Annotated in this window: 23 protein-coding genes; 6 read left to right on the plus strand and 17 right to left on the minus strand. The window is 46.6% G+C overall.

From position 1 onward, the window contains the following. Nucleotides 1–562: 562 nt before the first annotated feature. Together NQ542_RS10205 and NQ542_RS10210 are read right to left on the minus strand one after the other, a co-directional pair. A complete protein-coding gene (locus tag NQ542_RS10205; protein ID WP_005636783.1) occupies nucleotides 563–2,965 on the minus strand; it encodes a S8 family peptidase in 2,403 nt (800 codons plus the stop codon). Nucleotides 2,966–2,978: 13 nt separating this feature from the next. After that, nucleotides 2,979–3,938 carry an AAA family ATPase gene (locus tag NQ542_RS10210; protein WP_005636785.1) on the minus strand — a complete coding sequence of 320 codons (960 nt, stop codon included), beginning with the start codon at nucleotides 3,936–3,938 and terminating at the stop codon, nucleotides 2,979–2,981. Nucleotides 3,939–4,261: 323 nt separating this feature from the next. Between NQ542_RS10210 and NQ542_RS10215 the strand changes: the two genes are divergently transcribed. Beyond that, nucleotides 4,262–5,125 (plus strand): toprim domain-containing protein, encoded by an 864-nt coding sequence (locus NQ542_RS10215; RefSeq protein ID WP_005636787.1) that lies wholly within the window; start codon nucleotides 4,262–4,264, stop codon nucleotides 5,123–5,125. Nucleotides 5,126–5,221: 96 nt separating this feature from the next. On the opposite strand, the gene NQ542_RS10220 is transcribed toward NQ542_RS10215, so the two are convergent. Beyond that, a complete protein-coding gene (locus tag NQ542_RS10220) occupies nucleotides 5,222–6,001 on the minus strand; it encodes a DUF4121 family protein (protein ID WP_032558345.1) in 780 nt (259 codons plus the stop codon). Between the two features lie 416 nt (nucleotides 6,002–6,417). Here NQ542_RS10220 and NQ542_RS10225 point away from each other — a divergent pair, with 416 nt between their 5' ends. After that, nucleotides 6,418–7,716 (plus strand): ATP-binding protein, encoded by a 1,299-nt coding sequence (locus NQ542_RS10225; protein ID WP_005636793.1) that lies wholly within the window; start codon nucleotides 6,418–6,420, stop codon nucleotides 7,714–7,716. Between the two features lie 11 nt (nucleotides 7,717–7,727). Further along, the gene (locus NQ542_RS10230; protein ID WP_171030713.1) at nucleotides 7,728–10,583 is read left to right on the plus strand and encodes a TOTE conflict system archaeo-eukaryotic primase domain-containing protein; all 2,856 of its coding nucleotides are present in this window, start codon (nucleotides 7,728–7,730) and stop codon (nucleotides 10,581–10,583) included. 219 nt (nucleotides 10,584–10,802) lie between these two features. Here the strand turns inward: NQ542_RS10230 and NQ542_RS10235 are convergent, their stop codons facing one another. Beyond that, nucleotides 10,803–11,906, minus strand: a complete 1,104-nt coding sequence (locus tag NQ542_RS10235) for a hypothetical protein (RefSeq protein WP_005636797.1) — start codon at nucleotides 11,904–11,906, stop codon at nucleotides 10,803–10,805. A gap of 16 nt (nucleotides 11,907–11,922) precedes the next feature. Beyond that, nucleotides 11,923–12,249, minus strand: coding sequence for a hypothetical protein (locus NQ542_RS10240; RefSeq protein WP_005636798.1), 327 nt, complete (start codon nucleotides 12,247–12,249; stop codon nucleotides 11,923–11,925). Nucleotides 12,250–12,482: 233 nt separating this feature from the next. Between NQ542_RS10240 and NQ542_RS10245 the strand changes: the two genes are divergently transcribed. Beyond that, complete coding sequence (locus NQ542_RS10245) at nucleotides 12,483–12,731, plus strand: hypothetical protein (RefSeq protein ID WP_227945676.1); 249 nt, start codon at nucleotides 12,483–12,485, stop codon at nucleotides 12,729–12,731. A gap of 177 nt (nucleotides 12,732–12,908) precedes the next feature. On the opposite strand, the gene NQ542_RS10250 is transcribed toward NQ542_RS10245, so the two are convergent. After that, nucleotides 12,909–13,208: a helix-turn-helix domain-containing protein gene (locus NQ542_RS10250; protein ID WP_005636800.1), complete on the minus strand. Its 300-nt coding sequence runs from the start codon at nucleotides 13,206–13,208 to the stop codon at nucleotides 12,909–12,911. A gap of 7 nt (nucleotides 13,209–13,215) precedes the next feature. Continuing rightward, on the minus strand, nucleotides 13,216–13,500 hold the full coding sequence (locus tag NQ542_RS10255) for a helix-turn-helix domain-containing protein (RefSeq protein WP_032558344.1): 285 nt from the start codon (nucleotides 13,498–13,500) through the stop codon (nucleotides 13,216–13,218). A gap of 469 nt (nucleotides 13,501–13,969) precedes the next feature. Between NQ542_RS10255 and NQ542_RS10260 the strand changes: the two genes are divergently transcribed. Next, a complete protein-coding gene (locus NQ542_RS10260; RefSeq protein WP_005636803.1) occupies nucleotides 13,970–14,263 on the plus strand; it encodes a helix-turn-helix domain-containing protein in 294 nt (97 codons plus the stop codon). Between the two features lie 56 nt (nucleotides 14,264–14,319). Further along, entirely contained in the window at nucleotides 14,320–15,024 is a 705-nt protein-coding gene (locus NQ542_RS10265; protein ID WP_005636805.1) for an NYN domain-containing protein, read from the plus strand. 83 nt (nucleotides 15,025–15,107) lie between these two features. Here the strand turns inward: NQ542_RS10265 and NQ542_RS10270 are convergent, their stop codons facing one another. The 10 genes from NQ542_RS10270 to NQ542_RS10315 all read right to left on the minus strand — a co-directional run bounded on the left by NQ542_RS10270 (nucleotide 15,108) and on the right by NQ542_RS10315 (nucleotide 23,828). Further along, nucleotides 15,108–15,899, minus strand: a complete 792-nt coding sequence (locus NQ542_RS10270) for a PRTRC system ThiF family protein (protein ID WP_005636807.1) — start codon at nucleotides 15,897–15,899, stop codon at nucleotides 15,108–15,110. Then, nucleotides 15,896–16,597, minus strand: a complete 702-nt coding sequence (locus NQ542_RS10275) for a prokaryotic E2 ligase family D protein (protein WP_011965215.1) — start codon at nucleotides 16,595–16,597, stop codon at nucleotides 15,896–15,898. Before NQ542_RS10275 ends, NQ542_RS10270 begins: the two co-directional genes overlap by 4 nt. Nucleotides 16,598–16,607: 10 nt before the next feature. After that, nucleotides 16,608–17,717 (minus strand): hypothetical protein, encoded by a 1,110-nt coding sequence (locus tag NQ542_RS10280; protein ID WP_005636810.1) that lies wholly within the window; start codon nucleotides 17,715–17,717, stop codon nucleotides 16,608–16,610. Between the two features lie 36 nt (nucleotides 17,718–17,753). Then, nucleotides 17,754–17,975 (minus strand): PRTRC system protein C, encoded by a 222-nt coding sequence (locus NQ542_RS10285; protein ID WP_005636813.1) that lies wholly within the window; start codon nucleotides 17,973–17,975, stop codon nucleotides 17,754–17,756. 22 nt (nucleotides 17,976–17,997) lie between these two features. Next, entirely contained in the window at nucleotides 17,998–19,053 is a 1,056-nt protein-coding gene (locus NQ542_RS10290) for a PRTRC system protein E (RefSeq protein WP_005636815.1), read from the minus strand. 19 nt (nucleotides 19,054–19,072) lie between these two features. Next, nucleotides 19,073–19,282 (minus strand): hypothetical protein, encoded by a 210-nt coding sequence (locus NQ542_RS10295; RefSeq protein ID WP_005636817.1) that lies wholly within the window; start codon nucleotides 19,280–19,282, stop codon nucleotides 19,073–19,075. A gap of 18 nt (nucleotides 19,283–19,300) precedes the next feature. Next, nucleotides 19,301–19,513, minus strand: coding sequence for a hypothetical protein (locus NQ542_RS10300; protein WP_005636819.1), 213 nt, complete (start codon nucleotides 19,511–19,513; stop codon nucleotides 19,301–19,303). Nucleotides 19,514–19,814: 301 nt separating this feature from the next. Next, nucleotides 19,815–21,587 carry a DNA topoisomerase gene (locus NQ542_RS10305; RefSeq protein WP_005636823.1) on the minus strand — a complete coding sequence of 591 codons (1,773 nt, stop codon included), beginning with the start codon at nucleotides 21,585–21,587 and terminating at the stop codon, nucleotides 19,815–19,817. Between the two features lie 72 nt (nucleotides 21,588–21,659). Further along, complete coding sequence (locus tag NQ542_RS10310) at nucleotides 21,660–21,935, minus strand: DUF4099 domain-containing protein (protein WP_005636825.1); 276 nt, start codon at nucleotides 21,933–21,935, stop codon at nucleotides 21,660–21,662. A gap of 54 nt (nucleotides 21,936–21,989) precedes the next feature. Next, nucleotides 21,990–23,828, minus strand: a complete 1,839-nt coding sequence (locus tag NQ542_RS10315; RefSeq protein ID WP_005636827.1) for a DUF3945 domain-containing protein — start codon at nucleotides 23,826–23,828, stop codon at nucleotides 21,990–21,992. Between the last annotated feature and the right edge of the window lie 27 nt (nucleotides 23,829–23,855).

Raw genomic sequence — 23,855 nt, forward strand, 5'->3', positions numbered from 1 at the left:
ACGCTTTCTTGATACGCAAAATGTTGCAAATCAGAGAGAAGTAATCTTATTCGGTGGAGATTTGCGCTCCACCTCTTTTGCTCCACCTTTTGGAACACCAGCAACTGTAATATTCTGCCGTTTTTTGCGTCCTCTCGGAAAACAAAAAATCCCGATTTCGTTTGGAAATCAGGATTTTACTGTCTTTTGCTTTTCTTCTAAGTGGTGCCACCAGAAATCGAACCTTTTGCTTCGGCTTATTCTAACTCCTTGAGTGACTGTACATTTATTACTTTATCTTTTATGAAAGCCATTGAATTAGCATCACACTAAATTCATCGTTTTTCTTGACTAATCTTGTAATCTTTATCTCTTTGACGTTGCAAAGATAAATAAAAGGTTCGATTTCTGCAAACTAATGCATATTTTTTTGCCTGTTTTTGTCAACGATGCTGTTTATATCTATAGTCTCTGCCTACAGTGTCATTGAAACAGTAATTTGTATCTGATGTAAATAAAGACGTTGTGTTTCCGTATATGCTTTATTAATAATCAAGTGCTTATTAGATTTTTTCTTTATTTCCTATACTTCTTGCATTATTTGTACTCCTATTCTATTACTGATAGCCGTTTCTACGGCATCGTAAATTTCAGTTTTCGTTGTCTCTATTGATACGATAAGTGAATATTTGATAACATTATCAACATTAGCTAATTTCCTTTCTTTCCACCATCCTTGGCCTGGATAAACAATTATCTGCCCACAAGAAGCCAATTCAGCGGCCGTACATTCGATCCAGTCAGATTGTACAGTACCTTGTTCTCTTCGTTGTTGTTTGATGGTCCATCTGTTAGTATCATTGTCAGTTCTCTTTTCTCCTTCACTTTTATTTCTTCTGCAAAGAAACTCTTCCATACTCTCGCTTGCACTTTTCAAGTCGAAATGCAGCGTAGCAGATGGATAACGATACTTGTTGCTTCTTCCCGCATATCCAGGAGACGGCTTTACATAATAAGATAGTGTGATTCTTATTTTTACATTTTCTTCTCCCATTTGTTCCAGCACCTCTGTTGGCCAAGGCAAATCATAAAAGTGCAATTGATTATAGGTGTTTGAACCATCTTTTTCCCAATAGGGTATTAACTCATTTTCAAATATAAACGTTGCATATTTTTCATTACTGAATAAGGCCGTCTCTTCATCAGGAACACCATAGCCGCATAAAGGTATAATATCCTTGATATTACCGATACGTATCATTTCCGGTGTCCATTTGGCAGAATGTACCATCATGCCACGAACAGACAACATGGAAAGAGTTGGTGTTGCTGTTTTTATTTTTGCCGCAAGACGTGTCGCTAATGCTGTAGCCGCACTTGTAGCATGGAACTGTTCCAATGATTCCGCCAAATCTTGGCAGGTAGTAATCAAACTTAAATCAGGATGTGTCGTTGTTTGAAAAACAGGATGATAGGCTATATTACCTCCTTCCATGACTATTTCAGGCTTATTGCAACCATTTCTCCAACTCCACGAACTTCTTGACATGGGTGACAGATTCCCTGGAGCTGCCAGTGCCTTGTAGCTTTCATCTGTTACTATCGTTTTCTCCGTATATGCTCCGACTGTTAATGCGTTCCATGCTTGAGCCGGACTTTGTACAGCATTGGCTTTGCAGGACTCCAGATAATTTGTGGCATCTACTTCAGGGGGCTCAATGTTGCCCGCTGAAACGAGCACTAAGCGGTCACACTTGCCATTATGGTATATGCTTTCATCCAATGACGCAGAACTTGACGTTGACTTTCCGTCATACGATGTACCATCAGTTACAGCCATACATTGTATAGACGCCCCCATAGCCTGAGCCTGATAGATAGCATCTTCAATTACCGCTCCATAGAAATCCGGATCTGTTGTATGACCGTTCTCTACAATCTTCACGGAAGCCAAGTCCTGTTCTATGATTATCGGACCTCCATGTCGATAAGTTATATCCGTCAAATCTCCATAAAGCATAAGTCCGGCCATACCTGTACCATGGTCACTGTGGTCTGTTGTATCCGGCACGCTGATAGCACTTTTCATTCTGTCATTAGGAAGAGCAGGTGCCAGCAGTTTATGGGCATTGTTGACGCCTGAGTCCAACAAGCCTATTCTTGTACTGTCTTTATCAAGCGCAAATTGGATTTCTCCTTCAATCAGTTCACTCCACTCGCGACTTTCGCTCCGATTTTTTATAAGTATCGATGGCTGATGATAGGGACGCACTCCTTCTATATAACCGATAGATAGCGGTAATTCACATAACTGTTGTTTGGTTGCTTTTATCATCCAAACATCTACTCCATCAAAATCCAAATGATTTTTACCTGCTTTTAAGATAGCAAGTTTATCCAAGACATCTGATAATTTTACTGTGTCATATTCCTTTGTTTTAGTTATCCACAACTCAAATAAAAAGGCCTTATTATCAGGTAGTTTGTCGAAATCTTCTATAGATGTATAGAGCGCATGTATATCTGCCGGCTTAATGGCGTTGATAGGTTCAATCAAGCCTGTATTTTTAGGTTTGCCTGTTTTCGTATTATACTTTTCATCGGCATACTCGTCTGCCTTCTTGCTCAGCCAATCTTTTTTCTCATTTTTGATATATACGGTTACATCAACATTTCCGTCACTTTTATCTTCAGAGATTTTCAGAATGGATGCTCCACTACTTTGGGCTAACTTTTGGGGAACCAATTTGGGAGACATGTCAAGGTTTATATACACACCATCCGCAGACGGTAAACCACACTTTTCCCTTTCAGAAAGAGCCGTGATGGCAGATTCAACGACTGCATTATAGCTTTCCTTGATAAATGCAGCATGTTCTTGTCTGTTCCTTTCAGGAATAACAGGTGGTGGTACAACCTTTGCTCTTGGCGTGAAAGAACGGGGTTCTGCTATTTGGTTACCTAAGAAAAAATGTTCCTTTTGCATATTATCTCCTTATTCAACTTATTTCACGACAAAGTTGATTCCGTTTGTCAACGACCATCTTTACCAATTCTATATTCATTGGCACATCATTTAACAAAGATTCTTTGAATATATCAGAACATACCATTTTTATCTCTGCATGGCTCATACCTTCAAACAGAGGTGCTGCCATGGAATAATCAAGTTCTTTAGCCGCATATAGATATTCACGCAACAGATGAATACGTTGTCTGGAGTCTGGCAAGCGATATTCAATAACGTCATCAAAACGTCGAAACATCGCTTTGTCTATCGAATCAATGGCATTTGTCGCTGCAATAATGAAACTGTCTGATGAGTCACGTTCCAACAATTGAAGAAATGTGTTGAGTATTCGGCGCTGTTCACCTACTTCATTTTCCATTCCACGCTGAGCACCGATAGCATCGAATTCATCAAAAAGATAGACTGCAGGAACCTCATCTATAAAATCAAAGATACGGCTAAGTTTCTGTCCTGTCTCACCCATGAATTTTGTAACGACTTTCTCTGTCCTCACAATAAATAAAGGAAGATTCAACTCTTTAGCCAATACTCCTGCTGTCATAGTCTTGCCTGTCCCAGGTACGCCATAGAGCAATAATTTGCGGCGGTTGGCAAGTCCATATTTCCTAAGTTCTTCTCTCTTTGTAAATTCTTTGATGACTCTTTCTATCTTTTCTTTCAATGCTTTGTCCGTCACCATATTTTTCAGGCAATCGTATGTCTCGACTTGAAGCAATAAGTCATCCACATCTTTATTACGTGGAATAAGCTTTAAAGCACTAAAAGATGTTTTTCTTTGACTTAAAAGCTCCTGGATGGTTCTTGCTAATACTGCATGACCATTCTTTGCCTCTACAGCAGAAATCTGGAGAGCAACTTTTCTAAATTGTGCATCATCGTTATTCAGATGATTACGTATCAAAGACAATATTTGGTCTGCATTTGCCATCTATAAATCAATAATTATTGATTTGCAAAATTACTATTTTTTCGTCTAATTCCCTAATATATTATCAAATATCACCAATGTCGCCAAACTTTTTGAGGAATGTTTATAGTTTGTATAACAGATTTATGATTTAAGGAGTGTATGTAAAACACACAAATAGTAATGGAGATGATAAATCATATGGTAACATGTTTTTATATTAGGTTGCTTGTCGTCTGATGACTTTTGATGCCATCTGATGACACTGTTTTGTCTGTTTCGGGTATAAAGCGGTTCTTTGTCCTATGTGTTAATCGTGAATTAATTCATGAAAAAGATATGTCATGAACATGCAAGAAGCAAAGAACATCAGGCTTGTTGATTTTTTAGCCGGATTCGGACATGAACCGGTAATGCAGCGTGGGAACAGCGTATGGTATAAATCGCCCTTCAGAACGGAAAAGGAGGCCTCTTTCAAGGTAGACCTCCATAAGGAACTGTGGTATGACTTCGGACTGGGAAGGGGTGGGGATATTATAACGTTGGCCAAGGAGATTTATCGGACACAGGACATAAGCCATGTGTTACGGTGTATTGAGGATAAAAGGACGGTTTTGAAACCGGTTACTGTATCCTGCCCTTTTGAAAAAGCGTATCCCGCCTTTCAGGACTTGAAAATCACTCCTCTTGCCAACCGGATACTGCTTACCTATCTGGAGGAAAGGTGCATTGATACGGAAACGGCCCGAAAAGTATGCAAGGAGGCTCATTTTAATCGGAACGGGAAGAATTATTTTGCCATCGCTTTCCCTAATATTTCCGGAGGGTACGAAATCAGGAACAGGTATTTCAAGGCTTGTATCGCTCCCAAGGACATCACCTGTATTATTAGCACGCCGGAGAGCAGGATTTGCTATATTTTTGAGGGGTTTATAGATTTTCTGTCTTTCAGGCTGGCTTTTCCATCTTTGGAAGAGGGGGATTATATAGTGTTGAATTCTGTCAGTAACTTACAGAAGGCTTTTTCTTTCCTTTCACGATATGACGGCATCTGTTGCTGTCTGGACAATGATACCGCCGGAAAAAATGCGGTGCAGGCATTAAAGGACAAATACGGAATCCGTATATGCGATCTTTCGCATGAATATTCCGAATATAAGGATCTGAATGAATATCTGTGCGGGAAAAACAATCAGCTCCATATATAATAGAGGTATTGAAAAGACTGTTTGATGATATATCCTTATTTTTATCCTGCCGCATGTGGCAGGAAGCAGGGTGATTTTTAATGTGGCGATACTGTGTTAATAGTAGAATGTGGTCAGATGTGTTTTATGATCTTTTACAATCTTTACTTTCTGCATCTGTCCGTATATTTCACGCACGGATACCGGACAGTTCATCTTTTCCCACTCTTCCGGGGAAATCCTCATATCGGAATGCCTGAAACATAGTATGACCATCTCCTGGGAATCCTCTTCTACGAATATGAAACCTTCATGGTCATTGACAAACTGCTTGAGTCCATCCTCATCCTTACAGGATATTTCTCCGATGTACATATCCCCGCCCGACCGGGTGTTTTTGCGGATATGGATTTTGAACCATTCCTGACTTTCCGGCTGTTCAGGTGCGCCACATTCCCACAGGGCTACTTTCGCATCGTAGTAAACTTCCCCGTTTTCACATGCCCCGTAATGTCCCCAGTGCTTGAAACGGCCGGTAGTCCAAGTCTTGAACCTTACATCACCGGTCTTTATCAGCACGCACTCGCCGCCATGCATATCGCATTTGATGCCCTTCTTATCCCAGGACACGAATGGGACACGGGAGAAATTCCGGAGCACAATGTTATCTCCATACACGGCATCTACGAAGAACGGCCGGGAACGTTCACCGTATCCAGAAATAAAGAACAGGCTGTCACCTGTACGGGGATATCGGTTGGAACGTGTTTTTTCGATGTGTTCCACCATTGTGTTCACTTTCTCTATGTCTTCCCGGACAAGCCCGTGTATCCGGTCATACCAGTAGTTCAAACGGATGAATGTTTCCTTGCAATACTTGTTTTTTGTTTGAATCATGATCTTTTTTATTTTATGGTTAAACATGCCCGGCTTTGGTAAAGCCGGTATTTCTTTTCTTACATGCATCCGTTTGTCTTTTGCCCTGATTGTGCAAGGCTTGGCGAAAAAATACCGCGGCGAAGCGAGGATGATTTTTTCAGCCAACCGGTCCGAAGGACCGCCTTGCACGATCAAGGGCAAAAGGCTACCTTTGCAGGTAAGAAATAGAAATGCGGAACATTGCTTGATTCTAAGGTGGAAAAACTTTAACCCGCTAACCTGATATATCTATCAAAAATTCTTTGCTATCCTCTGAAAAATGTAATATTTCCCTTGGATTATCATCGAAAAAGTGTGTTATATATTGGTTCCTATCCTCGAAAAAATGTATCTTTGCAAGAAACAAGTGAATAATTCTTATTTTGAAGGAATCGATGAAACGGAAGATTATACAACAGTTGAAACTTTGGAAAGATAATCCTGCGAGAAAACCTTTGATACTGTTAGGTGCTCGTCAGGTTGGTAAAACTTGGGTGATGAAACATTTTGGTCTGACTGAGTTTGAGAACGTAGCCTACATCAACTGTGATGTCGAGCCACTGGCCAAGGAGTTATTTGCAGCCGACTATAACATCCCCCGTATTTTGCTGACACTTCAGGCTATCACAGGAACGAAGATTGAAGCAGGAAAAACGTTGATTGTATTCGATGAGTTGCAGGAGGTGGAACGGGGATTGCATAGCTTGAAATATTTTCAGGAAAATGCGCCTGAATATCATGTGATGGCGGCTGGCTCCTTGTTGGGAATTACTTTGGGGAAAGGTCAGTCCTTTCCAGTGGGTAAGGTAAATGTAATGCATCTATATCCGATGGATTTTGAAGAATTTCTGATGGCTGCCGGCGAAACTGATTTGTGCGATTTGTTGCATCAGCCCGATTGGGAAATTTTAAAGATTCTCAGTTTAAAATATGTTGATTTGCTTCGCCAATACTATTATGTAGGTGGCATGCCTGAAGTGGTGGATTGTTTCTTTCAGCATCAAAACTTGCAGGAAGTACGTGACAAACAGACTGAAATCCTGGATGCTTATCGGCGGGACATCTCCAAGCATACGACACCTACTGAAAGTATACGTATCGGACAAGTGCTGCAATCCTTGCCTTCGCAGTTGGCCAGGGAGAACAAGAAATTCATCTATAATGTGTTGAAGAAAGGAGCCAGAGCTACGGAATATGAACTCGCCATTCAGTGGCTGATGGATGCAGGTCTGGTACATAAAGTCAGCCGGGTAAAAGAGCTGCAGATGCCTGTCAAATTTTACGAAGATCTGGGTGCCTTCAAATTATTCCTGCTTGATTGCGGTCTTTTAGGTTGTATGACCGAGGCGCCCGCCAGCCAAATGCTGGTAGGAAATAATGTATTCAAGGAGTTCAAGGGCGCTTTTACCGAACAGTTTGTCTTGCAGCAATTAGTGGCCCAAGGCTTTTCGCCCTATTATTGGAGCAGTGACAAAACACCTGCGGAGATTGACTTTGTGGTACAGACGGAGCATCGCGTGATACCTGTGGAAGTGAAAGCCGAAGAGAATGTACGTGCGCGTTCCATGTCGGAATATATTAAAAAACATCCCGATTATCAGTTGAAAGGACTGCGCATCTCCATGATGGGTTATCAAGATCAGGGTTGGATGGAGAATATTCCGCTGTTTGCCATTACGAAGTTCTTTGGATGAATGGTACTTTTATGGATATGAGATACACCTATGAAGAACTTCGGGAGGCTTATCAAAACCTTCTGAAGGAGAACGCTGTTTTGAATCAGGAGATTCAGCGCCTCAAAAGCGGGAATGCAGGGGGAGCTGTCGGATGTAGCACACTTCTCCCAAAGGAACAGCCAGATGTCCGCCTGTCTTTAGAGGAGAAGGTAGCTTTGTTCAGGAGTCTGTTCCGAGGTAGGGAAGATGTATTTGCCCGACGTTGGTATAGCCGTACGTCCGACAAGTCCGGATATCAGCCGGTATGTCTGAATGAATGGAATCGGGCATACTGTGACAAGAAGAAGTTTAAGTGTGCGGAATGTCCCCACCGCCAATTCAAGGCACTTTCCTATGAGGATGTGTATAAGCACTTGGAGGGAAAGCATCCGGAAGGGGGGGATGTAATAGGGGCATATGCTATTCTTCCTGATAATACTTGCTGCTTCTTATGCGCCGATTTCGACGATAAATCCTGTGTCCATGGCTATCAGACTGATGTATTGGCCTATGTGAAGGTTTGCAAGTCATGGGGAATACACTGTTATATGGAACGTTCCCGTTCAGGTAATGGAGCCCATGTCTGGATTTTCTTCGGGCAACCTGTACCTGCCGTAAAGGCAAGGAAGTTAGGCTTTGCCTTGTTGACTCATGCCATGGAGCGGAACGTGAAGTTGACTTTCAAGTCTTATGACCGTTTATTTCCGAATCAGGATTATCTCCCGGAGGGTGGATTGGGGAACCTGGTTGCTTTGCCTTTGCAGGGGCAAGCCCGTAAACTGGGCAATAGCGTCTTTGTCGATGAAGACTTTGTAGCCTTTAAGGACCAGTGGAGTTATCTGCAGCAGGTCGTTAAGGTTTCAGAGGAGGAAGTGGATGTCCTTCTTCAACGGAAAGGGCTCTCAACGGATATAGGCGGATTATCCACCACCAGTGAGAATGTTCCTTGGAAAGTGCCCGAAGTGCAGGCTGTCACCCGATATGATTTCCCCAAAACAATGAATATTGTCCGTTCCAATCGGATTTATGTGCCGTTGAAGGGCGTTTCAGGGAAAGTGCTGTCACATCTGAAGCGGGTCGCTTCGTTCAGGAATCCGGAATTCTATGCTAAACAAGGAATGCGCCTTTCTACCTATAATATACCGCGTGTCATTTCCTGTGCGGAAGTTCTGGAGGATTATCTGGCATTACCTCGGGGCTGTGAGGATGCGGTGTTGGAACTGTTAAATGCCAATGAGGTAGCTTATTCCATTCAGGACGAGCGGGAAAAAGGGCAAGTTCTTATGGTACATTTCAAAGGGCAGTTACGTGAAGAACAAGCCGAAGCCGTACGCATACTGATGCAGCATGATCAGGGTATCCTGAATGGAACAACAGCTTTCGGCAAAACCGTAACAGCCATCGGCCTGATAGCAGAACGTAAGGTAAATACCTTGATTCTGGTACATACAAGGACCTTGCTGGAACAATGGGAGGTGCGGTTGGAGGAATTTCTGGAGTTGGAATATCCGGTAGAAGAAGCCGTTCCGAAGCGGGGAAGGAAAAAGTATTTTTCTCCCTTTGGTACGTTAGATTCCAAAGGAAACAGCTTGCATGGATGGGTAGATGTCGCCCTCATGCAATCCTGCTTGACCGATGAGGGGGTAAAGTCTTTCGTCCGCCGGTACGGCATGGTGATTGTCGATGAGTGCCATCATGTTTCTGCGGTCAACTTTGAGCAAATCTTGAAATCGGTTCCTGCCATGTATGTGTATGGGTTGACAGCTACTCCCATTCGGAAGGACGGCCATCAGCCTATTATTTTTATGCAGTGTGGGCCGATACGCTATTCGGCAGATGCCAAAAGTCAAATAACCAGGCAGACTTTCAAGCGATGGCTGGTGCCTCGGTTTACAGCGTGCCGGGACCTTTTAGATGAACCGCCAATATACGCGCGAATCGTACAATCCCTTGCTACGGATGAACAGCGGAATGCACAGATTGTGGAAGATGTGCGTATGGTTCTGGCAGACGGACGGACACCGATCGTGCTGACCGCGCTCACTTCACATGTGGAGCGGCTGGGGCTGCTGCTTTCTGTATATTGCAGGCATGTCATTACCTTGGTGGGTGCCGAATCCATGAAGGAGAAGCGTGAAAAGATGGAACGGTTGGCAGCGCTTCCTCCAGAGGAGCCTTTGGTGATTGTGGCAACCGGACGTTATGTAGGTGAAGGCTTTGATTATCCTCGTTTGGATACCCTATTCTTGGTTTCTCCTGTTTCATGGAAAGGCATTGTGGCACAATACGCCGGACGTTTGCACCGCGAGTATCATGGAAAGACTGATGTCCGCATTTATGATTACATCGACATTCACTTGCCATTGTGCGACCGCATGTACCAGCGCAGGCTGAAAGGATATGCGGCTATTGGCTATCAGTTGTTAGAGAAAGGAGTGCTTGTAACCGGTCATCATACGCAAAGTATATTTTCAGGTAATAACTATCTGTCCCCCTTGGTTGAGGATATAGCTCAAGCCAGACATACCGTAATTATCTCTGTAACGAAAACCGGATTGAAAAAGCGTTCTCAATTAGGAATCGCCTTGAAGGAAGCTATGCAGCGGGGAGTACAGGTGGTTGTGTTCGTGAGAAACAAGACTGAAGAAGCAGAGTGGTTGCAAAGGGAGGGTTTGACGGTTCGTGTATCCGAACGTTTGACCTTTCAATTGGTGATGATTGATAAAAAAAAGATGTGGTATGGCAGCATCAATTATATGGGTTATGCCACGGAAGAAGAGTGCGCAGTAAGGTTTTCTGATGAACACTTGACGGCGGAAATGCTGGATGTGTTGTATGGTGAGTGAGCAGATTTTGGGAGGAGAGAGTTTGCATCAACAATGGTAAGTGTTATACTGATGAGAAAGTTACTCATACAAGATGACCGATTTATCATAGCCCCATAAAGTTTCGGCCTGTTATATCAGAAATTCTTGATAATAAGTGACATTATATTGAAGATTAAAGCGTAATTATGATGCGTTATCAGTACAATGACAGTTAAAAATAGAGATCGAGAAAGAAAATTATGAAATAATTCTTCTAAACCGCTTACATGCTCGGGCACAACTGGGAGGCGTTTTTTGAGGAACACTTATACTTTTCCATGCTCCGCAATTGGCATAACCATTACGGTTAGCCCACTGGAGATTGTATTCGCATTGAAAACAAGTGCGCGACGAAGGGTCTGACAATGCTTCCTGCTCATCAATTATTCTACGTTTTTCTGCTAATTCAGCTTTACGTTTTTCTATGGAGATTTTCAGCTCTTCTTCCTCCTTTTTCTTTCTTGCTTCAGCTTCTGACCTTTCCTTCTCTTTGATTCGTTCCTTTCTCTCGTTCTCGGATTTAATACGTTCATATTCTTGCTGGTAATTTTGGAATAACTCAGACTTGCAGAGCCTATATTTATGTCCGCTTTCTTCAATGACTAAGTATTGATTTATACCTGTCAAACTGTAAACAGGAACACCTGCACAATGGTACGAACATCCCAATTCACATTGCCTGCATTCAGATTCATCAACCACCCGTACGGGCTTTCCGGCCTTGTTGTACAAAGATCCTACTTGAGAAAAATAAGTCACGTTATTCATCCATTTCCTGTCCTTTGAAGAAGATAACAGAAAAGATTCCAGTGTTTCCAGACTTTGGTTGGAAAGGTCTATTTCCAAGCAATTCATGTTCTTATAATCAATAGCGGTCTTGTGTTGGATCTTGTACTGGAAAAGGAATTCAATAAGATATTGCTGACCTTCTTTTGTTGTCGCAATTACGTCCGGTTGTTTATCTGCCCGTTCAAAGCAACTGTCAATTCGTACATCAACGAATTCAATATCCATTTCAGGAAATATTCCATAATAAGAAGGTGCATGAATACGTTTTGCGTTTTGAATAATCTGCTCTGCCAATTTATACATGGTGACCACATAGCATATCTTAAGGTTGGCTCCACGTGTATCACTGTGATGGGCAAAACCGTGCTGTCTCACTTCACCGTGACGGGCAAGCAAGCGTTCGTGACAATAAGGACACTTGCATCCGCATTGAATACCTCTGGGCACGTTGTCAACATGGACCATCTTGCCTTGTTCATTTTCAGCCCAGGAGAAAACAAAGTCAATATTCATACTTCAAGATTTATGTTTAATCAGTCAGGATTGAACTTTGGATAACTTTTCCAGTAAAGTCCGGCATTACGTCATACATTTTGCCGGACAATTCTGACTGTTTGTTGAAAGAAATGCATCCATATTCCTCTTTGGAGTCGTGAAAGACACCAATAATCTGCTCGATGTATACATCGGCGGATTTTTTGTTTATGAAATAGGCATCGAATTCCTTTAGGAACCGGGCCTTGACAACCGGTCTACATATTATTTTCTCTAAGAAGGAACGCAAATCCTTTTCGGGTATCTGCTGTAAAACCTCGATTATTTTTTCTTTCTTTATGCTGTTTTTCTTTTTTGCCATGTTATAGTGTATAATAGGTTACAGTTCGGTTTTTGGCTTTCCATTTGACTTGTCAACACGTAATTATGACAAAGATAAGTCTTTTGCTTCTAATTAGCTTCTAAAAAATGGTATATTTGCAGACTGATTGTTTGAAAACAGATGTAAAGTATGGTACAAATAGAAAAGAAGATGTAATGTTTAACGGAAACATGAGGGTAAGCCAACCGCATGCTTCAAAATATTACATCAAAATGAGCAGATCAAGAAAAAAGTTCCCGGCTGGGGTTAATTGTTGCTGCAAGTCTCAGAAGAAGGGAAAGAAAGTGGCATCCAAGCGGTTCAGACGAAAAGTGAAAGTACTGATGCACCAGGAAAGTTATGAGCGACTGCCTTTTTTCTCCATCGAATTGACTTCTCCGTGGGATTTGGGTGGAGACGGAAAATCTTTCTATGGTTTTCGCTCCGAGTGTGACTGGTATGAAAAGGTAATGCGGAAATGACGGAAAGCTTTGATTCCACGGTAAAAAGCTACCTTGTTCATAAGTAGTGTGCTTGCTAGCCCAACTTTAACGCCCCGAAAAAGGCTGATTTTTCGGGGCGTTAAAGTTGCAAAATCGTTGATACCTAATATTTCATTTTTCTAATTAAACATGTCTGGCATTTGTGAACATGTGGGGTTATACATCAAAAGCTTCCATTCTGTTTTTTTCCAACAAAGCAAGGATGTCCTTTTCCTTGTATAATAGTTTGCCTCCTATTTTGTAGTAAGGCAGTTTGCCGTTTATTCTGTACTCTGCCAGCGTCCTGCGTGTCAGTTTCAACTGTTCGGCAAGCTCACGGTCCGTAATGTAACGTTCTCCGTTCAGAACCGGACGTAATTTCTCCTCCTGCTTGTCCAGCATTTCGGACAGGCTGTCTATGTTCCGGAAAAAACGAATGATTTCCGGGGTTTCTTTGGTTAACAGGGATTGAATCATAGCACTTCTAAAGGGTTATACGGTGAATATTGTTTTCCATAAAACGGATAATATCCTGACGCTTGTAATACACCTTACGGTCTATATGACTGTAAGGGATGGCACTGCTTCTGCGAAGCTGCAACATCTTTCCGGGAGAGACGTCCATGAGCATGCAAGCCTCCTGGTTGTCAATCCAGTCGTCCATACCGGATACGCAACTTCCGCATGTTTCACACATTTTTTTTACAACGGCTTCCAGAGCCTCATTCATTTCCATGAATGTTTTAGCCTCGATACATACAAACTCCATAAACTTCATTTTTGTCGGATACGAAAATATGAAAGGGAATATTCATGTCCAAAAGGATGTCGTCAAATGACATCAGATGTCATTAAACGTCATATGTAACAAAGGGTTGCAGGGGCAAACTTCAGGAAAATGCTCTGAAATAAATATTATCAACCATATATGTTGAATACCTTGTGTGGAAACGTCTTCAGTTTACCCGGTTTTAAGAATATAGGCGGAGTGGTATCTGTAAATTGTAAAGTTTACATTACGGACTTTACAGTTTTACACTTCAAAATTTTACGCTTACCATCCACTGATAAAAATTACGCAATACTATTCACTTGATTATAAATAAGATGTAATATGCAATTAAGTTAATACCGGCACTCCGGCATAGATTTTTCACTAAAGATGGCATATACTCTCGAAAGTGCGCACAAGAAAGGGTATTTCAGTAAGAACCTTTAAAAGACAGGAGAGATACGCCATGATGTATATAGACAATGAAGTGCTTGAGAAAATGATAATGACCATAGTGGAAGGTTTTGACCGCATAGAAAAGAAACTGGACAGGATGGGGCGTGTGAAGGATTTCATGAACGGGGACGAGCTGTTGGACAATTATGACATAGCCAGGCTGCTCAACGTGTCGTTGCGGACAGTCGCCCGTTACCGGGAAAAGGGGCTGATCCGCTATTACCAGACGGACGATAACGGAAAAAACTTCTACAGAAGCTCGGAAATACAGGAATTCTTGCTGAAACGCGGAAAGAAAAAATGAGCGTGGGAGTATCAATATGCGGAAGTTATGCTAACTTTGTTTCATAAACAGTTGTTATGAAGACAAATACCAATTCTAGATATGCCGTTGCGGTCCTTATTGACGGGGATAACGCCTCCTTTGAGAAGATGGAGGATATAATGGGCTTTGTTTCCCGTTATGGGGATGCCGTTGTGAGACGAATTTATGGAGATTGGACGAGAAAAGCGCTTTCCGCATGGAAGGGAATTGCCCGGGAGCATGGATTCAGGCTTGTACAGGCTTCCTCCCATGCTCCCGGAAAGAACACGACCGATATCGCGCTGGTCATAGACGCGATGGACATTCTTCGTGACGGTCGGGCGGACTGTTTCTGTCTGGTAGCCAGTGACGGTGACTACAGCCTGCTTGCCCAACGGATACGTGAGGCCGGATTGAAGGTGCTGGGATATGGGGAGGATAAGACTCCCGTATCATTGGTGCGGTCCTGTTCCGTGTTCCTGTATGCCGACCGGAAGGAAAACAGGGTTTCGGACAATACTCCCGAATTTTTTATCCAAAGGGACATGGAGTATTTTGACAAGGCTTTTGAGCAAGCGGCTGACGGTAAAGGGGAGGTGTCCCTTTCGCTGATCGGCGGCGCATTGAAAAAAATGATGCCCAAATTCAAGGTCAGAAGATATGGATGCAAGACATTGGGCAAACTTTATGAAAGGCTGGACAGGTACGAGCTGGTCATGACAGACAAGGGAGTGGCAAGTGCCGTGCGGCTGAAAGACTGAACCGCATGGCGGGAACAATCAGGAACCGTCAGTTTCCTTTTATGCATGGCAAGGATGCATAAAAGGAAGCTGACGGTTGTTGTCTATACCGGAATGGGATTAATCCGTAGCGTATCGAGATTGAGATAGGCACCCCGGTAGAATGTCCTTCCTTCCCTGAGCATACGCCACAGGATGTCGCAGCCGGTTTGTGCCAGTATGGAATTGATGAAAAGGTCCTGCTTCTGCAAGGCTTCCGCCAGCGAGCAGCTCGGTCCCGAATCCTTTTCCTTGATGGTGGAGTAGCGTACCTCTTCGGTAATGACGTTCATGCGGGGAATGGGCAGGTACTCGTTGGAGACGGGCTGGAGAATCTTGCCACGGATGTTCCCTATCAGGACCTGTCCGGTGGTCCGGGCGTTGCCGAAGTCCATCCAGTATATGGGCGACCGCTCGTTGTTGGAAGTGTGTTCCCTGTGTTTCTTCAGGAACCGCCAGAGGTTCATCCTGGAGCGGGTGTTGTCGGTACAGGTGACGATGATGTTCGCCAGGGCGGGTTCTTCCCGGTCTGCGGAGGCTTTCAGCGGATAACGCTGCCCCTTTGCCTCCCACGAGAAGCCGAAAAAACGGTTGATGCGGGTCGCGAGTGCCGCTGCCTTGTTCAATCCGAGTTCCGATCCGCTGAACAGCTGGCGTCCGATGTTCGCTTCCGTGACGGTATCGGGGTCAAAGACCGTCACGTGCAGTCCCGGATGTCCTAGCGCCTGTAATGCCACGCTCATCCGCGCCAGGCCGGTGGCCACCTGTGAGCCTGTTCCGCCCGCACCGATTACGAAGACGGTCACGGGATGGTAGGGATTGAGCAGGTATCTGTCTGTATAATGAATCTTTTTCATGCCAGTAAGTCTTTAAGTTGTTTGCTCATGGGTTTCAGTTCGTTCTCGTCAAACGGATTGGCGCGTGCCTTTTCCGTTACCGAGACCAGGTTGCTTCCGGTCGGGTTCCTGCTTCCTCCCAGATGGGAGAACTCGCTGAGCCAGAAACGTTTTTCCCAATACTCGAGGAGTTTTGAGAAAGTCATGTCTTCCGGGGGAGTCAACGCGGCGTTTCCCAGACAGACACTGCTGCCCGTGACATTGAAGAAAGGGGCGAGGAAAAGCGGGCTGTTCTCCGCCGGTTTTTCCCCCTTGTAGGAGAAAATGTCCAGCCTGTCACCGGAAACCTTGTAGATCACGCCGGGCACATGGAATGTCCCGTCAGGAATATTCAGGCTTCCGGCAAAGAACATCCGCCGTTTTCCCGGAGGATTGTACCAGATGTACCTCTCGTGCCCCTTGCGGGTATCACACCACAGCATGTTGGCGGGGATTTTCCCGTGCGGCACGTTCCGCCTGTCATCCGTATAGGATTCCACCAGGGAGTCCATGAACTCATAGGTGACAGGCATGGCAGCCTCCATCCTGCCCCTGTCATTGATGGGATGCAGTTCGAGGTAATGCATTCCGTTCCCATAGCGGTTCTCACGGTATTCATACGCGATCAGTGCCGCCTTGGGCACCATCACCTGTTGCAATTTATTGGTCAGTTCATTCATATCGTTCATTTTAGAAGTTGTCAGCTATATGTTTTGTAAAACGTGCCAGCCATTTTGAAAGCTTTTCCGGGTAGTCGTCCATTTGGAAGAGACAGTCCGTTTCCGGTGTAAGGAACCTGTATGTGACCGGTGTAAGGGCATAAGTCTCCTGGTAGTCCGAGTTCATGAACCCTTCCATGCATTCAGCCAGCGTGTCGCGGGTAGAGTAGACCAGCATGACCTGGCTTTCCATTCCCACCGGGTAAAAATCACGCTCCTCCTCATACGCCCAATCGTACAGGTAGTCTGTGAGGTTCGGGCTTTCCGGGGTGATCAGTGCCATGCCCTCCCTTATCAGGTCCAACAGTTTTTGCTCCTTCTCCTTTTTTGTCCGGTAATTCCGTACAGCCTCTTCCAGAGAATTGCAGAACGGTTTTCCCGACATCCGTTTGAGCGCTTTCGCCCGTTTTCCTGACTGGTAGGAATCCGCCAGTCGCCTGTTCGCCCTGATTTCTTTCGGGGAAGCGTCGGAATCCCGGTTTTCCCAGTCTTCCAGTTCCTCTATGGCGAAGTCATAGCAAAACGCCTCGGTGACATTGCAGACTCCGTGATGCCGGACGAATTGCCGGATGAACTCCTTGACAATGTTCCTCAATGGTACGGGAAGCCGTTCCGTAAAGTCGATGGGAATCCAGAACAGCTCGGGTTCCGGCCAGTCGTGATGGCGGAACAGACAGAAATGGAGCCTTCCTTCTTTCTCTTCCAGATTGACACATTCCGGCACGCTCTCGTCCATCGCCTTGTACAGTTCGGTGATTTTCAGACGGGGGCTGCCCCCTTTCCTGTATCGGAAAGGAAGCTTTATACCCATAAGTCCGGCATAGTTCGATGCCGATTGGTAGAGATAGTCAAAATTCTCCGGTGTCGTGAGATTGACCGGGGAACCGTCATATCCGTCTTTATGCCAGAAATCCGGTGCGAGGGGAGGAATCTTATCTGTCAGAAAATCATGACGCTTCCCGGTGGCGGCAGTATCCTCCTTTTTTGTCCCAATGTTCCTCTTCGGATGTCTGACGGGCCGGCCAAACGGATAATGAGTCCTGCCAGATTCTCCTTGGCTGATTCTGAGAGCTGTCTGCATGGTTTGTCCTCCTTTTTCTTTCTCTTGTCCATACGATTATCCTTTCACTCCGATGGTTGTCTTGAAGCGGTAGACCGCCTTGTCCTCCTCCCATTCCGGTCCGTGAACGGTCGCCGTTGTCAGTTCGGGATAGGTCATGGAGTAGAAGTCCATCACCTCGTTTACGGACAGTTCGTTGTTCGGGTCGCTCAATACCAGTTCCTTAGAGTCCTTCTTGAATTTGAAGACTCTCTGCAATCCTTTGATTTCAAGTGCCATAATTTCTCTTCTTTTATAAGGTTTAACAATATACCATGTCCATTTGTGCCATGTCCGTCATGCGGCATTCCTTCGGGAAGTCCGGATATTCCGCGTACGGGTCTTCCCTGAGCAGTTCCCGGTCATCCTCGCAGTCCTTGTCGAAGTTGTACATTGCAGCCTCTTGCGGTTGCCGGAGGTATTCACGCTCCTCATGAGTTCTTGCGGTCTCCTGCGCCGGTGCATACTGTGACGAGGCCGGTTGCATCCATTGCTTTCCGTCCATCCGTGCCTGTGGCATCTGTACCGGTTGATGGAATTGGATTCCTTGCGGTTGTGGAACTGCCTGTTGCGGGACCGGTTGCGCTTGTGGTGCGGAAATAGTATATTGTACGGGTTGTGTTTGCGGCTGTCCGGCAAATGGTGTTTGCTGTCCTGAATGTACAGCCGGCCGGGGCGGTTGCGGTTGTGAAATGGGTTGCGGAACCGGAGCCGGCTGCTCGGGCAAAAACATCGGGATTTGCTCTCCGCTTCGGTATTGCGATGTCGGGGCTGCCGCCGGTTGCGGCTTGGGCATTGGCGGTTGTTCCATGCCGAACAGGCTTCCCTCCGATGCCTTTTTCTGTACCTCCGCCATCTTCTCGTCAATTTCCTTCTGCTTGTCCGGAAGTGCCAGTATCCTAGCCTGCTTGAGCCATGTCAACGCTTCGGAATAGCGTTTGCCGGTCATGGCATCCTCCGCCTTCTTAAGCAGCTTTTCCATCTTTTCCCGTTTCTCGCGGACCTCCTTGGACTCTTTCTCAGCCGCTGACCTGGCGGCTTTGCTTTGTGAGGCCGCCTGTTCTGCCTGCTTCTCGAACGCTTCCAGGTTGGTAAGGATGCCCTGCGCTTTCTGTACGGGCGTGCCGACAGCCTGCAGGAAGCCCGCATCCAGCTCTTCCGGCGTACCGTTCAGGATGAGCGGGACGATGCGTTCCCCGTCCTTTACCCCCGACCGTCTGGGAACAACGGCCACCGTCAGATTGTTGTTTACTCGTCTGATGTTGATACTCAGGTCTGTGCCTGCCGTGATCATTTGGTTGATTGCTTGAAAAAACATAATGGTAAAATTTTAAATGTTATACATAGGTTTCCTTGAAAAAATCCTTTAGGATTCTCTGCCTGTCCGGATTCGAGGCGATGCCCCTCAACGGTTCCAGATAGTAGCCGATACGTTTCGGTCCGTCTGTCGTATCGGGAATCCGTTTTTTTACAGGTCTCACACGGCTTGTGGCGGGCCATGCGGCCGGCATGGCTGGAGCCGGCGGGGTGAATGCAGCTGTTCTCATGCCTTTATGCTTTAAGGGTTATACAAGCATGCCCATGACGGTCAGGGCGATAATTATTTTTACAATGAGGGTGAACGTCCTGAAAAGGAGGCTGATGAGCGTTCCCGACAAAAGGAACAGGACGAGCAGATACACGGGAATGATTCCCTTGCTGTAGAGCAGGCATATTCCCGTAAGCAGGACCAGTGAGACCGTCCGCTTGCAGATGTTTTCGATAAGTCGCAGTTTCATGTCTTTAAATTTTTAAGAATGAATAATCCCATCGGGATATGTTTTCCCGATTTTATAGGCCTCCGGCCCTTGGATTGCCTTTTTGCGCAAGGCTTGGCAAAAGAAAATACCGCAGCGAAGCGAGGATGATTTTCTTTTGACCAACCAAGCCCCCAAAGGGGGCCGCCTTGCGGCAAAAACGAGGCAATCCAAGACCTTTGCCGCTTAAAATCGGAAAAACGTATCTTGCACATATAAAAAATAAAAAGGAAGTACAGACAGACGTCTGCACTTCCCTTGTCTTGTTGGCTTTGACATTTGTTTATATGGTTCCCTGTGGCCGCTTTTCCACCGGATGGTTCCGGAATATCTCGCCTGTCACCTCATTTACCGTTTCCAGCACGCCGTCCAGGAACTCTTCCTGCGAGAGTTCCCCCCGTTCTATCCGTGCCAGTTCAGTTTCCCAGCCCGAGGTGAGGGAGGCGTCGGCCACCTTCATACCGCGTACCGTCTCATACAGGAAAAGCCCTTTAGGGGTCGGGACGACATATTTACCCGAATAACGGATGTATTTACGTTCCAGCAGCGTGCGGAGGATATTCGTGCGGGTGGAGACGGTGCCCAGTCCGGCCTTGTCCATGTAGTCCACCAGTTCCTCGTCTGTATAAGGGGAGACCGGTAACGATTTCTTATGTATAAGGCTGCACCCTGCCACCGGCAGTATCTCTTCCTGAAAAAATTCCGGCAGCATCGGGCAGGGCATACAGCCTTTTGCGACAATATGTTCCCTCTCGAAGATTCCGAGCCATCCTTTTTCCAGGATGCGGTATGTACGGATGCGGAATTTACGTGCGGCGCACACCGCATCGACGGTTGTGTATTCCACCTTGCAGGGCGGCATGAACGTTTCAAGCACCCTGCCGACAATGAGCGTGTAAACCTGCATTTCCTCCCGGCCCAATTTACCGGGCTGTATACCTGTAATGATGATGGCATGATGCTCCATGGTGTCTTGTGCCCCAATGCTGTCCTGCGGCGCGGCAAGGTCAACCATACCGGCATATTGTCGGAACTCCTTGCGGGAGAGCATCTTCTCCATGACAGGCGGCAACGTGTCATATACATCCCCCGGCAACAGGCGACTGGAGGTGCGCGGATAGGAAATCAGCCTCTTCTCGTACAGGCTCTGTGCAATCTCCTGCACCTGTATGGCCGTCAGGCCGTGGTAACGGTTCGCGTCTTTCTGCAGTTCGGCCAGGTTGTAAAGTGCCGGTGCCCCGATTTCCTCCGTCCGTTTCCTTACCGCTGTGATGCGGGCGTTCTTTGCCGCCTTGCAATCCTCGTACAATGCCAGTGCCTCCCGGCGGGCCACAAGGTCGTCCACGTGGCGCATCTTTAGGATACGGTCATTCTTGCATAGGCTGATGAATACGGGCCAGCTGTCAGCCGGCATGTGGTTCTCCCTCTCCCGGTACCGTCTGCATATCTCCGCCAGTACGGGGGTCTGTACCCTGCCCAGCGAGTTGTTCCCGAAGCCTACCGCCTTGCAGATGGCATGGCTTGAATTGACGCCCAGGAGCCAGTCCGCCCGGTTACGGCTGTCCGCCGCCAGGAACAGGTTGTCGAACCGGTCACATGGAAGGAGGTTCGCCATGCCTTCCGTGATGGCCTCGTCCGTCAGAGACGAGATCCAGAGGCGGAGGCAGGGTTGTTTGCACCCCAGAAAGCCGTAAAGATGGCGGAACAGCATCTCTCCCTCCCGGGAAGCGTCGGTTGCCGCGATGATGGTGTCGCATGCGTTGAGTACCTTGGCTATCACTTTCAACTGGAGCACCGCATTGATGTCGGGATTCCACCCGGTATCCGTCTTCACGTGCCTTACTGTCAGGACGGAAGGCGGCAGCAGGGGAAGGTCCTCCCGCTCCACACGGGCTGTTCCTGAATCCTTCGGCATTGCCAGGGAGAGCATGTTGCCGTATGTCCATGTCACCATGTAGCCGTTCCCGGTCATATAGCCGTTCTCCTTTCTGCCTGCTCCCAACACTCTTGCTATCTCTCTGCCCACGTTGGGCCTGTCAGTCACTATTGCGATCATATTCTTTTTCTTTTTGATGCCCCGTACCGGATTGGGCGATACGGGGACATGTTAAACTTGTTTTATTTTTTGTTATTTCTTTGGAGATTCCTCCTGACGGATGCCGTTGATTTCCATGATTGGCCTGTTGTTGTCACCGGGTACCAGTTTGAATGTGGCATCCATGGCCAGGCTGATTACCGGGGTACGGAGTCTCAACGGGATGATTTCCGACTCCTTGCCTTGCAACAACAGGTCAAGGTTGCCGTCCGCTTCCAGTTGCTCCTTGCTGATACCCACGGCCTTCAGGCCGGGCCAGTCAATGTCTTCTACATTATAGATATAAGGGATGTTCCGATTCATATTCATACGGTTCAGGGATTTGATGTTTGTAAAACTGATTTTGTTTCTCTCCGATCGGGGTCATACCGCTTGTTTTGCGCCATTCTTTTGTTCCTGCTGCTGGCCTTGGGCGGTGTCCGCCTGTGCCGCACGACGGGAAGTGTCCCTGCGGATATCCGGGTTCTCCTGGAAATACTGCAACTGCCCGGAATAAGGGTTTACTTTCAGGTAGGAGCTGAACGTCTGCCCATTGTTTTTCAGCCCTTCGACAAGGAGGGTCTTCCCGTCCTGGAGGTTTGCCTTTTCCTGCGCCGTGAACACATGGCCGTAAACCTCCGCCGGGATACGTGGCGCCTGCTGCTCGTTGAACCCGTCCGGCGTGCGTGAGTACATCGTCCTGCCGGTATTCATGTCCAGCTTGACAAACGCGGAGAATTCCTCTCCCTTACGGTTGATCATGTTTTCCAGATAGACGGCCTGCCCCTTGCGTAAGGTTTCCTTATCCTCGGGGGTCAGTTGCACGCTGCATATCTCCTTGGGGATATAGATTTCTCCGGTTTCCGGATTATGACGGGTGTAATTCGGCCGTCCTGTCGTCTGGTCTATCGTGACAAACGCGGAGAAAGCCCCGTCCCTGTTCTTGAACTTCATGTCCTCGACCAGGATGGTATGTCCCTCGCTGAGCATCTTTATCTGGGTGGGTGAGAGCGGTACGCCCCCGATGGATTTCTCGTTGAATACCTGGTTCTTCGGGAAGATGAACTCCAGCCCCCTGCGCTCGGCGCTGTATTGGAGCGTGGCGTCAAATTCCTTCCCCGTCTTGGAGGTCATCCCCTCCACCTTGACGGGTTGTCCCTCCTTCAGCAGTCTGATCTCCTCGTCCGTAAGTCTTACCCCGCTCACTTCCTGCGGGATGTAGACATGCTCCTGCCGGACGGCGACCAGCTCGTTGGTGTTCTTGTCGATGGAGATCAGGCAGGGGGTGTACTCACTGCCACGCAGGTTGAGTTCCACCGCACGTCCCATGTTGCCGGTCTCACGCAGGTTCTTCTTGTCCTCCTCGCTGAAGTTGAATCCGAAATAAGGGCGTTCCAACTGCGGTTCCTTGCGTATGCCGTGAATGGCCAGTCCCACCTGTCCATCCTGTTGCGGGATGAGTGAGAGCCTTGCATCCAGTTTGGCTGTCAGCAAACCGGAAAGATGGATTGTCAGGGGCACCAGCTTGTTGGTCTTGTAGCCCTTCAGCATGGAATCAAGGAGTCCCTGCTGTTCCAGCGAAGCCTTTGAGATTCCGACCTTTTCCAACTCCTCCCAGTTGACCATGTTCTCATTATACCGGTAATGCGGTCCTTGTGACTCCTGCGCTGCCTGTTGAGCCTGGGGCTGCTGCTGTTGCTGTGCCGCCTGCTGTACCTCGCTCTGTTGCAGGGGTTCCTGCGGTTGTGTCTCTTTGTCTACCATAGCTGTTTTTTCTTTTTGGTTTACACTTTGTTCCTTCTTGTTTTCTCTCGGACGGATTTCGTAGCGTTTGAGGAACTCCTTCACTGCGTCCGTCTTTTTCCCTTCCGCCAGGTCCTTGATCGCCTGCTTGTTCACCTTGTAGTCGTGGAAGGTCATGCGGAGCAGGCGGAAATGGGTAGGTTCCTTGAACTGGCTCCAGAAATTCTTGATGAAGTTTTCGAGTATGCTCGAGTTCTTGTCGAATTTCAGGAATGAGTTCTCATTCTTCTCGTCCGCCGGAACCGTCTTGACCTTCCCGTCCTTGTCGATCTCGCTGACTACTTGTACACCGGCTTTCGGGTCACTCTTGTTATGAACCATCATCAGCTCGGTGATCTGTTCCACCAAAGGGGCGTCGTTCACGGCCTTCGGTTTCCGGGTTCGTCTAGGCTTCCCATTCGGGCTCTTTTCTTGTGCCATACCTTTTCTTTTTGGGGTTAATAAATT

This window comes from Parabacteroides merdae ATCC 43184 (assembly GCF_025151215.1).
Taxonomy (GTDB): Bacteria; Bacteroidota; Bacteroidia; order Bacteroidales; family Tannerellaceae; genus Parabacteroides; species Parabacteroides merdae.

What these genes read in the sequence shown, in the direction of transcription:
- NQ542_RS10205 (WP_005636783.1), bottom strand. Translation starts at nt 2,965, where the DNA reads ATGCAAAAGGAACATTTTTTCTTAGGTAACCAAATAGCAGAACCCCGT.
- NQ542_RS10210 (WP_005636785.1), bottom strand. Translation starts at nt 3,938, where the DNA reads ATGGCAAATGCAGACCAAATATTGTCTTTGATACGTAATCATCTGAAT.
- NQ542_RS10215 (WP_005636787.1), top strand. Translation starts at nt 4,262, where the DNA reads ATGAACATGCAAGAAGCAAAGAACATCAGGCTTGTTGATTTTTTAGCC.
- NQ542_RS10220 (WP_032558345.1), bottom strand. Translation starts at nt 6,001, where the DNA reads ATGATTCAAACAAAAAACAAGTATTGCAAGGAAACATTCATCCGTTTG.
- NQ542_RS10225 (WP_005636793.1), top strand. Translation starts at nt 6,418, where the DNA reads ATGAAACGGAAGATTATACAACAGTTGAAACTTTGGAAAGATAATCCT.
- NQ542_RS10230 (WP_171030713.1), top strand. Translation starts at nt 7,728, where the DNA reads ATGGATATGAGATACACCTATGAAGAACTTCGGGAGGCTTATCAAAAC.
- NQ542_RS10235 (WP_005636797.1), bottom strand. Translation starts at nt 11,906, where the DNA reads ATGAATATTGACTTTGTTTTCTCCTGGGCTGAAAATGAACAAGGCAAG.
- NQ542_RS10240 (WP_005636798.1), bottom strand. Translation starts at nt 12,249, where the DNA reads ATGGCAAAAAAGAAAAACAGCATAAAGAAAGAAAAAATAATCGAGGTT.
- NQ542_RS10245 (WP_227945676.1), top strand. Translation starts at nt 12,483, where the DNA reads ATGAGCAGATCAAGAAAAAAGTTCCCGGCTGGGGTTAATTGTTGCTGC.
- NQ542_RS10250 (WP_005636800.1), bottom strand. Translation starts at nt 13,208, where the DNA reads ATGATTCAATCCCTGTTAACCAAAGAAACCCCGGAAATCATTCGTTTT.
- NQ542_RS10255 (WP_032558344.1), bottom strand. Translation starts at nt 13,500, where the DNA reads ATGGAGTTTGTATGTATCGAGGCTAAAACATTCATGGAAATGAATGAG.
- NQ542_RS10260 (WP_005636803.1), top strand. Translation starts at nt 13,970, where the DNA reads ATGATGTATATAGACAATGAAGTGCTTGAGAAAATGATAATGACCATA.
- NQ542_RS10265 (WP_005636805.1), top strand. Translation starts at nt 14,320, where the DNA reads ATGAAGACAAATACCAATTCTAGATATGCCGTTGCGGTCCTTATTGAC.
- NQ542_RS10270 (WP_005636807.1), bottom strand. Translation starts at nt 15,899, where the DNA reads ATGAAAAAGATTCATTATACAGACAGATACCTGCTCAATCCCTACCAT.
- NQ542_RS10275 (WP_011965215.1), bottom strand. Translation starts at nt 16,597, where the DNA reads ATGAATGAACTGACCAATAAATTGCAACAGGTGATGGTGCCCAAGGCG.
- NQ542_RS10280 (WP_005636810.1), bottom strand. Translation starts at nt 17,717, where the DNA reads ATGCAGACAGCTCTCAGAATCAGCCAAGGAGAATCTGGCAGGACTCAT.
- NQ542_RS10285 (WP_005636813.1), bottom strand. Translation starts at nt 17,975, where the DNA reads ATGGCACTTGAAATCAAAGGATTGCAGAGAGTCTTCAAATTCAAGAAG.
- NQ542_RS10290 (WP_005636815.1), bottom strand. Translation starts at nt 19,053, where the DNA reads ATGTTTTTTCAAGCAATCAACCAAATGATCACGGCAGGCACAGACCTG.
- NQ542_RS10295 (WP_005636817.1), bottom strand. Translation starts at nt 19,282, where the DNA reads ATGAGAACAGCTGCATTCACCCCGCCGGCTCCAGCCATGCCGGCCGCA.
- NQ542_RS10300 (WP_005636819.1), bottom strand. Translation starts at nt 19,513, where the DNA reads ATGAAACTGCGACTTATCGAAAACATCTGCAAGCGGACGGTCTCACTG.
- NQ542_RS10305 (WP_005636823.1), bottom strand. Translation starts at nt 21,587, where the DNA reads ATGATCGCAATAGTGACTGACAGGCCCAACGTGGGCAGAGAGATAGCA.
- NQ542_RS10310 (WP_005636825.1), bottom strand. Translation starts at nt 21,935, where the DNA reads ATGAATATGAATCGGAACATCCCTTATATCTATAATGTAGAAGACATT.
- NQ542_RS10315 (WP_005636827.1), bottom strand. Translation starts at nt 23,828, where the DNA reads ATGGCACAAGAAAAGAGCCCGAATGGGAAGCCTAGACGAACCCGGAAA.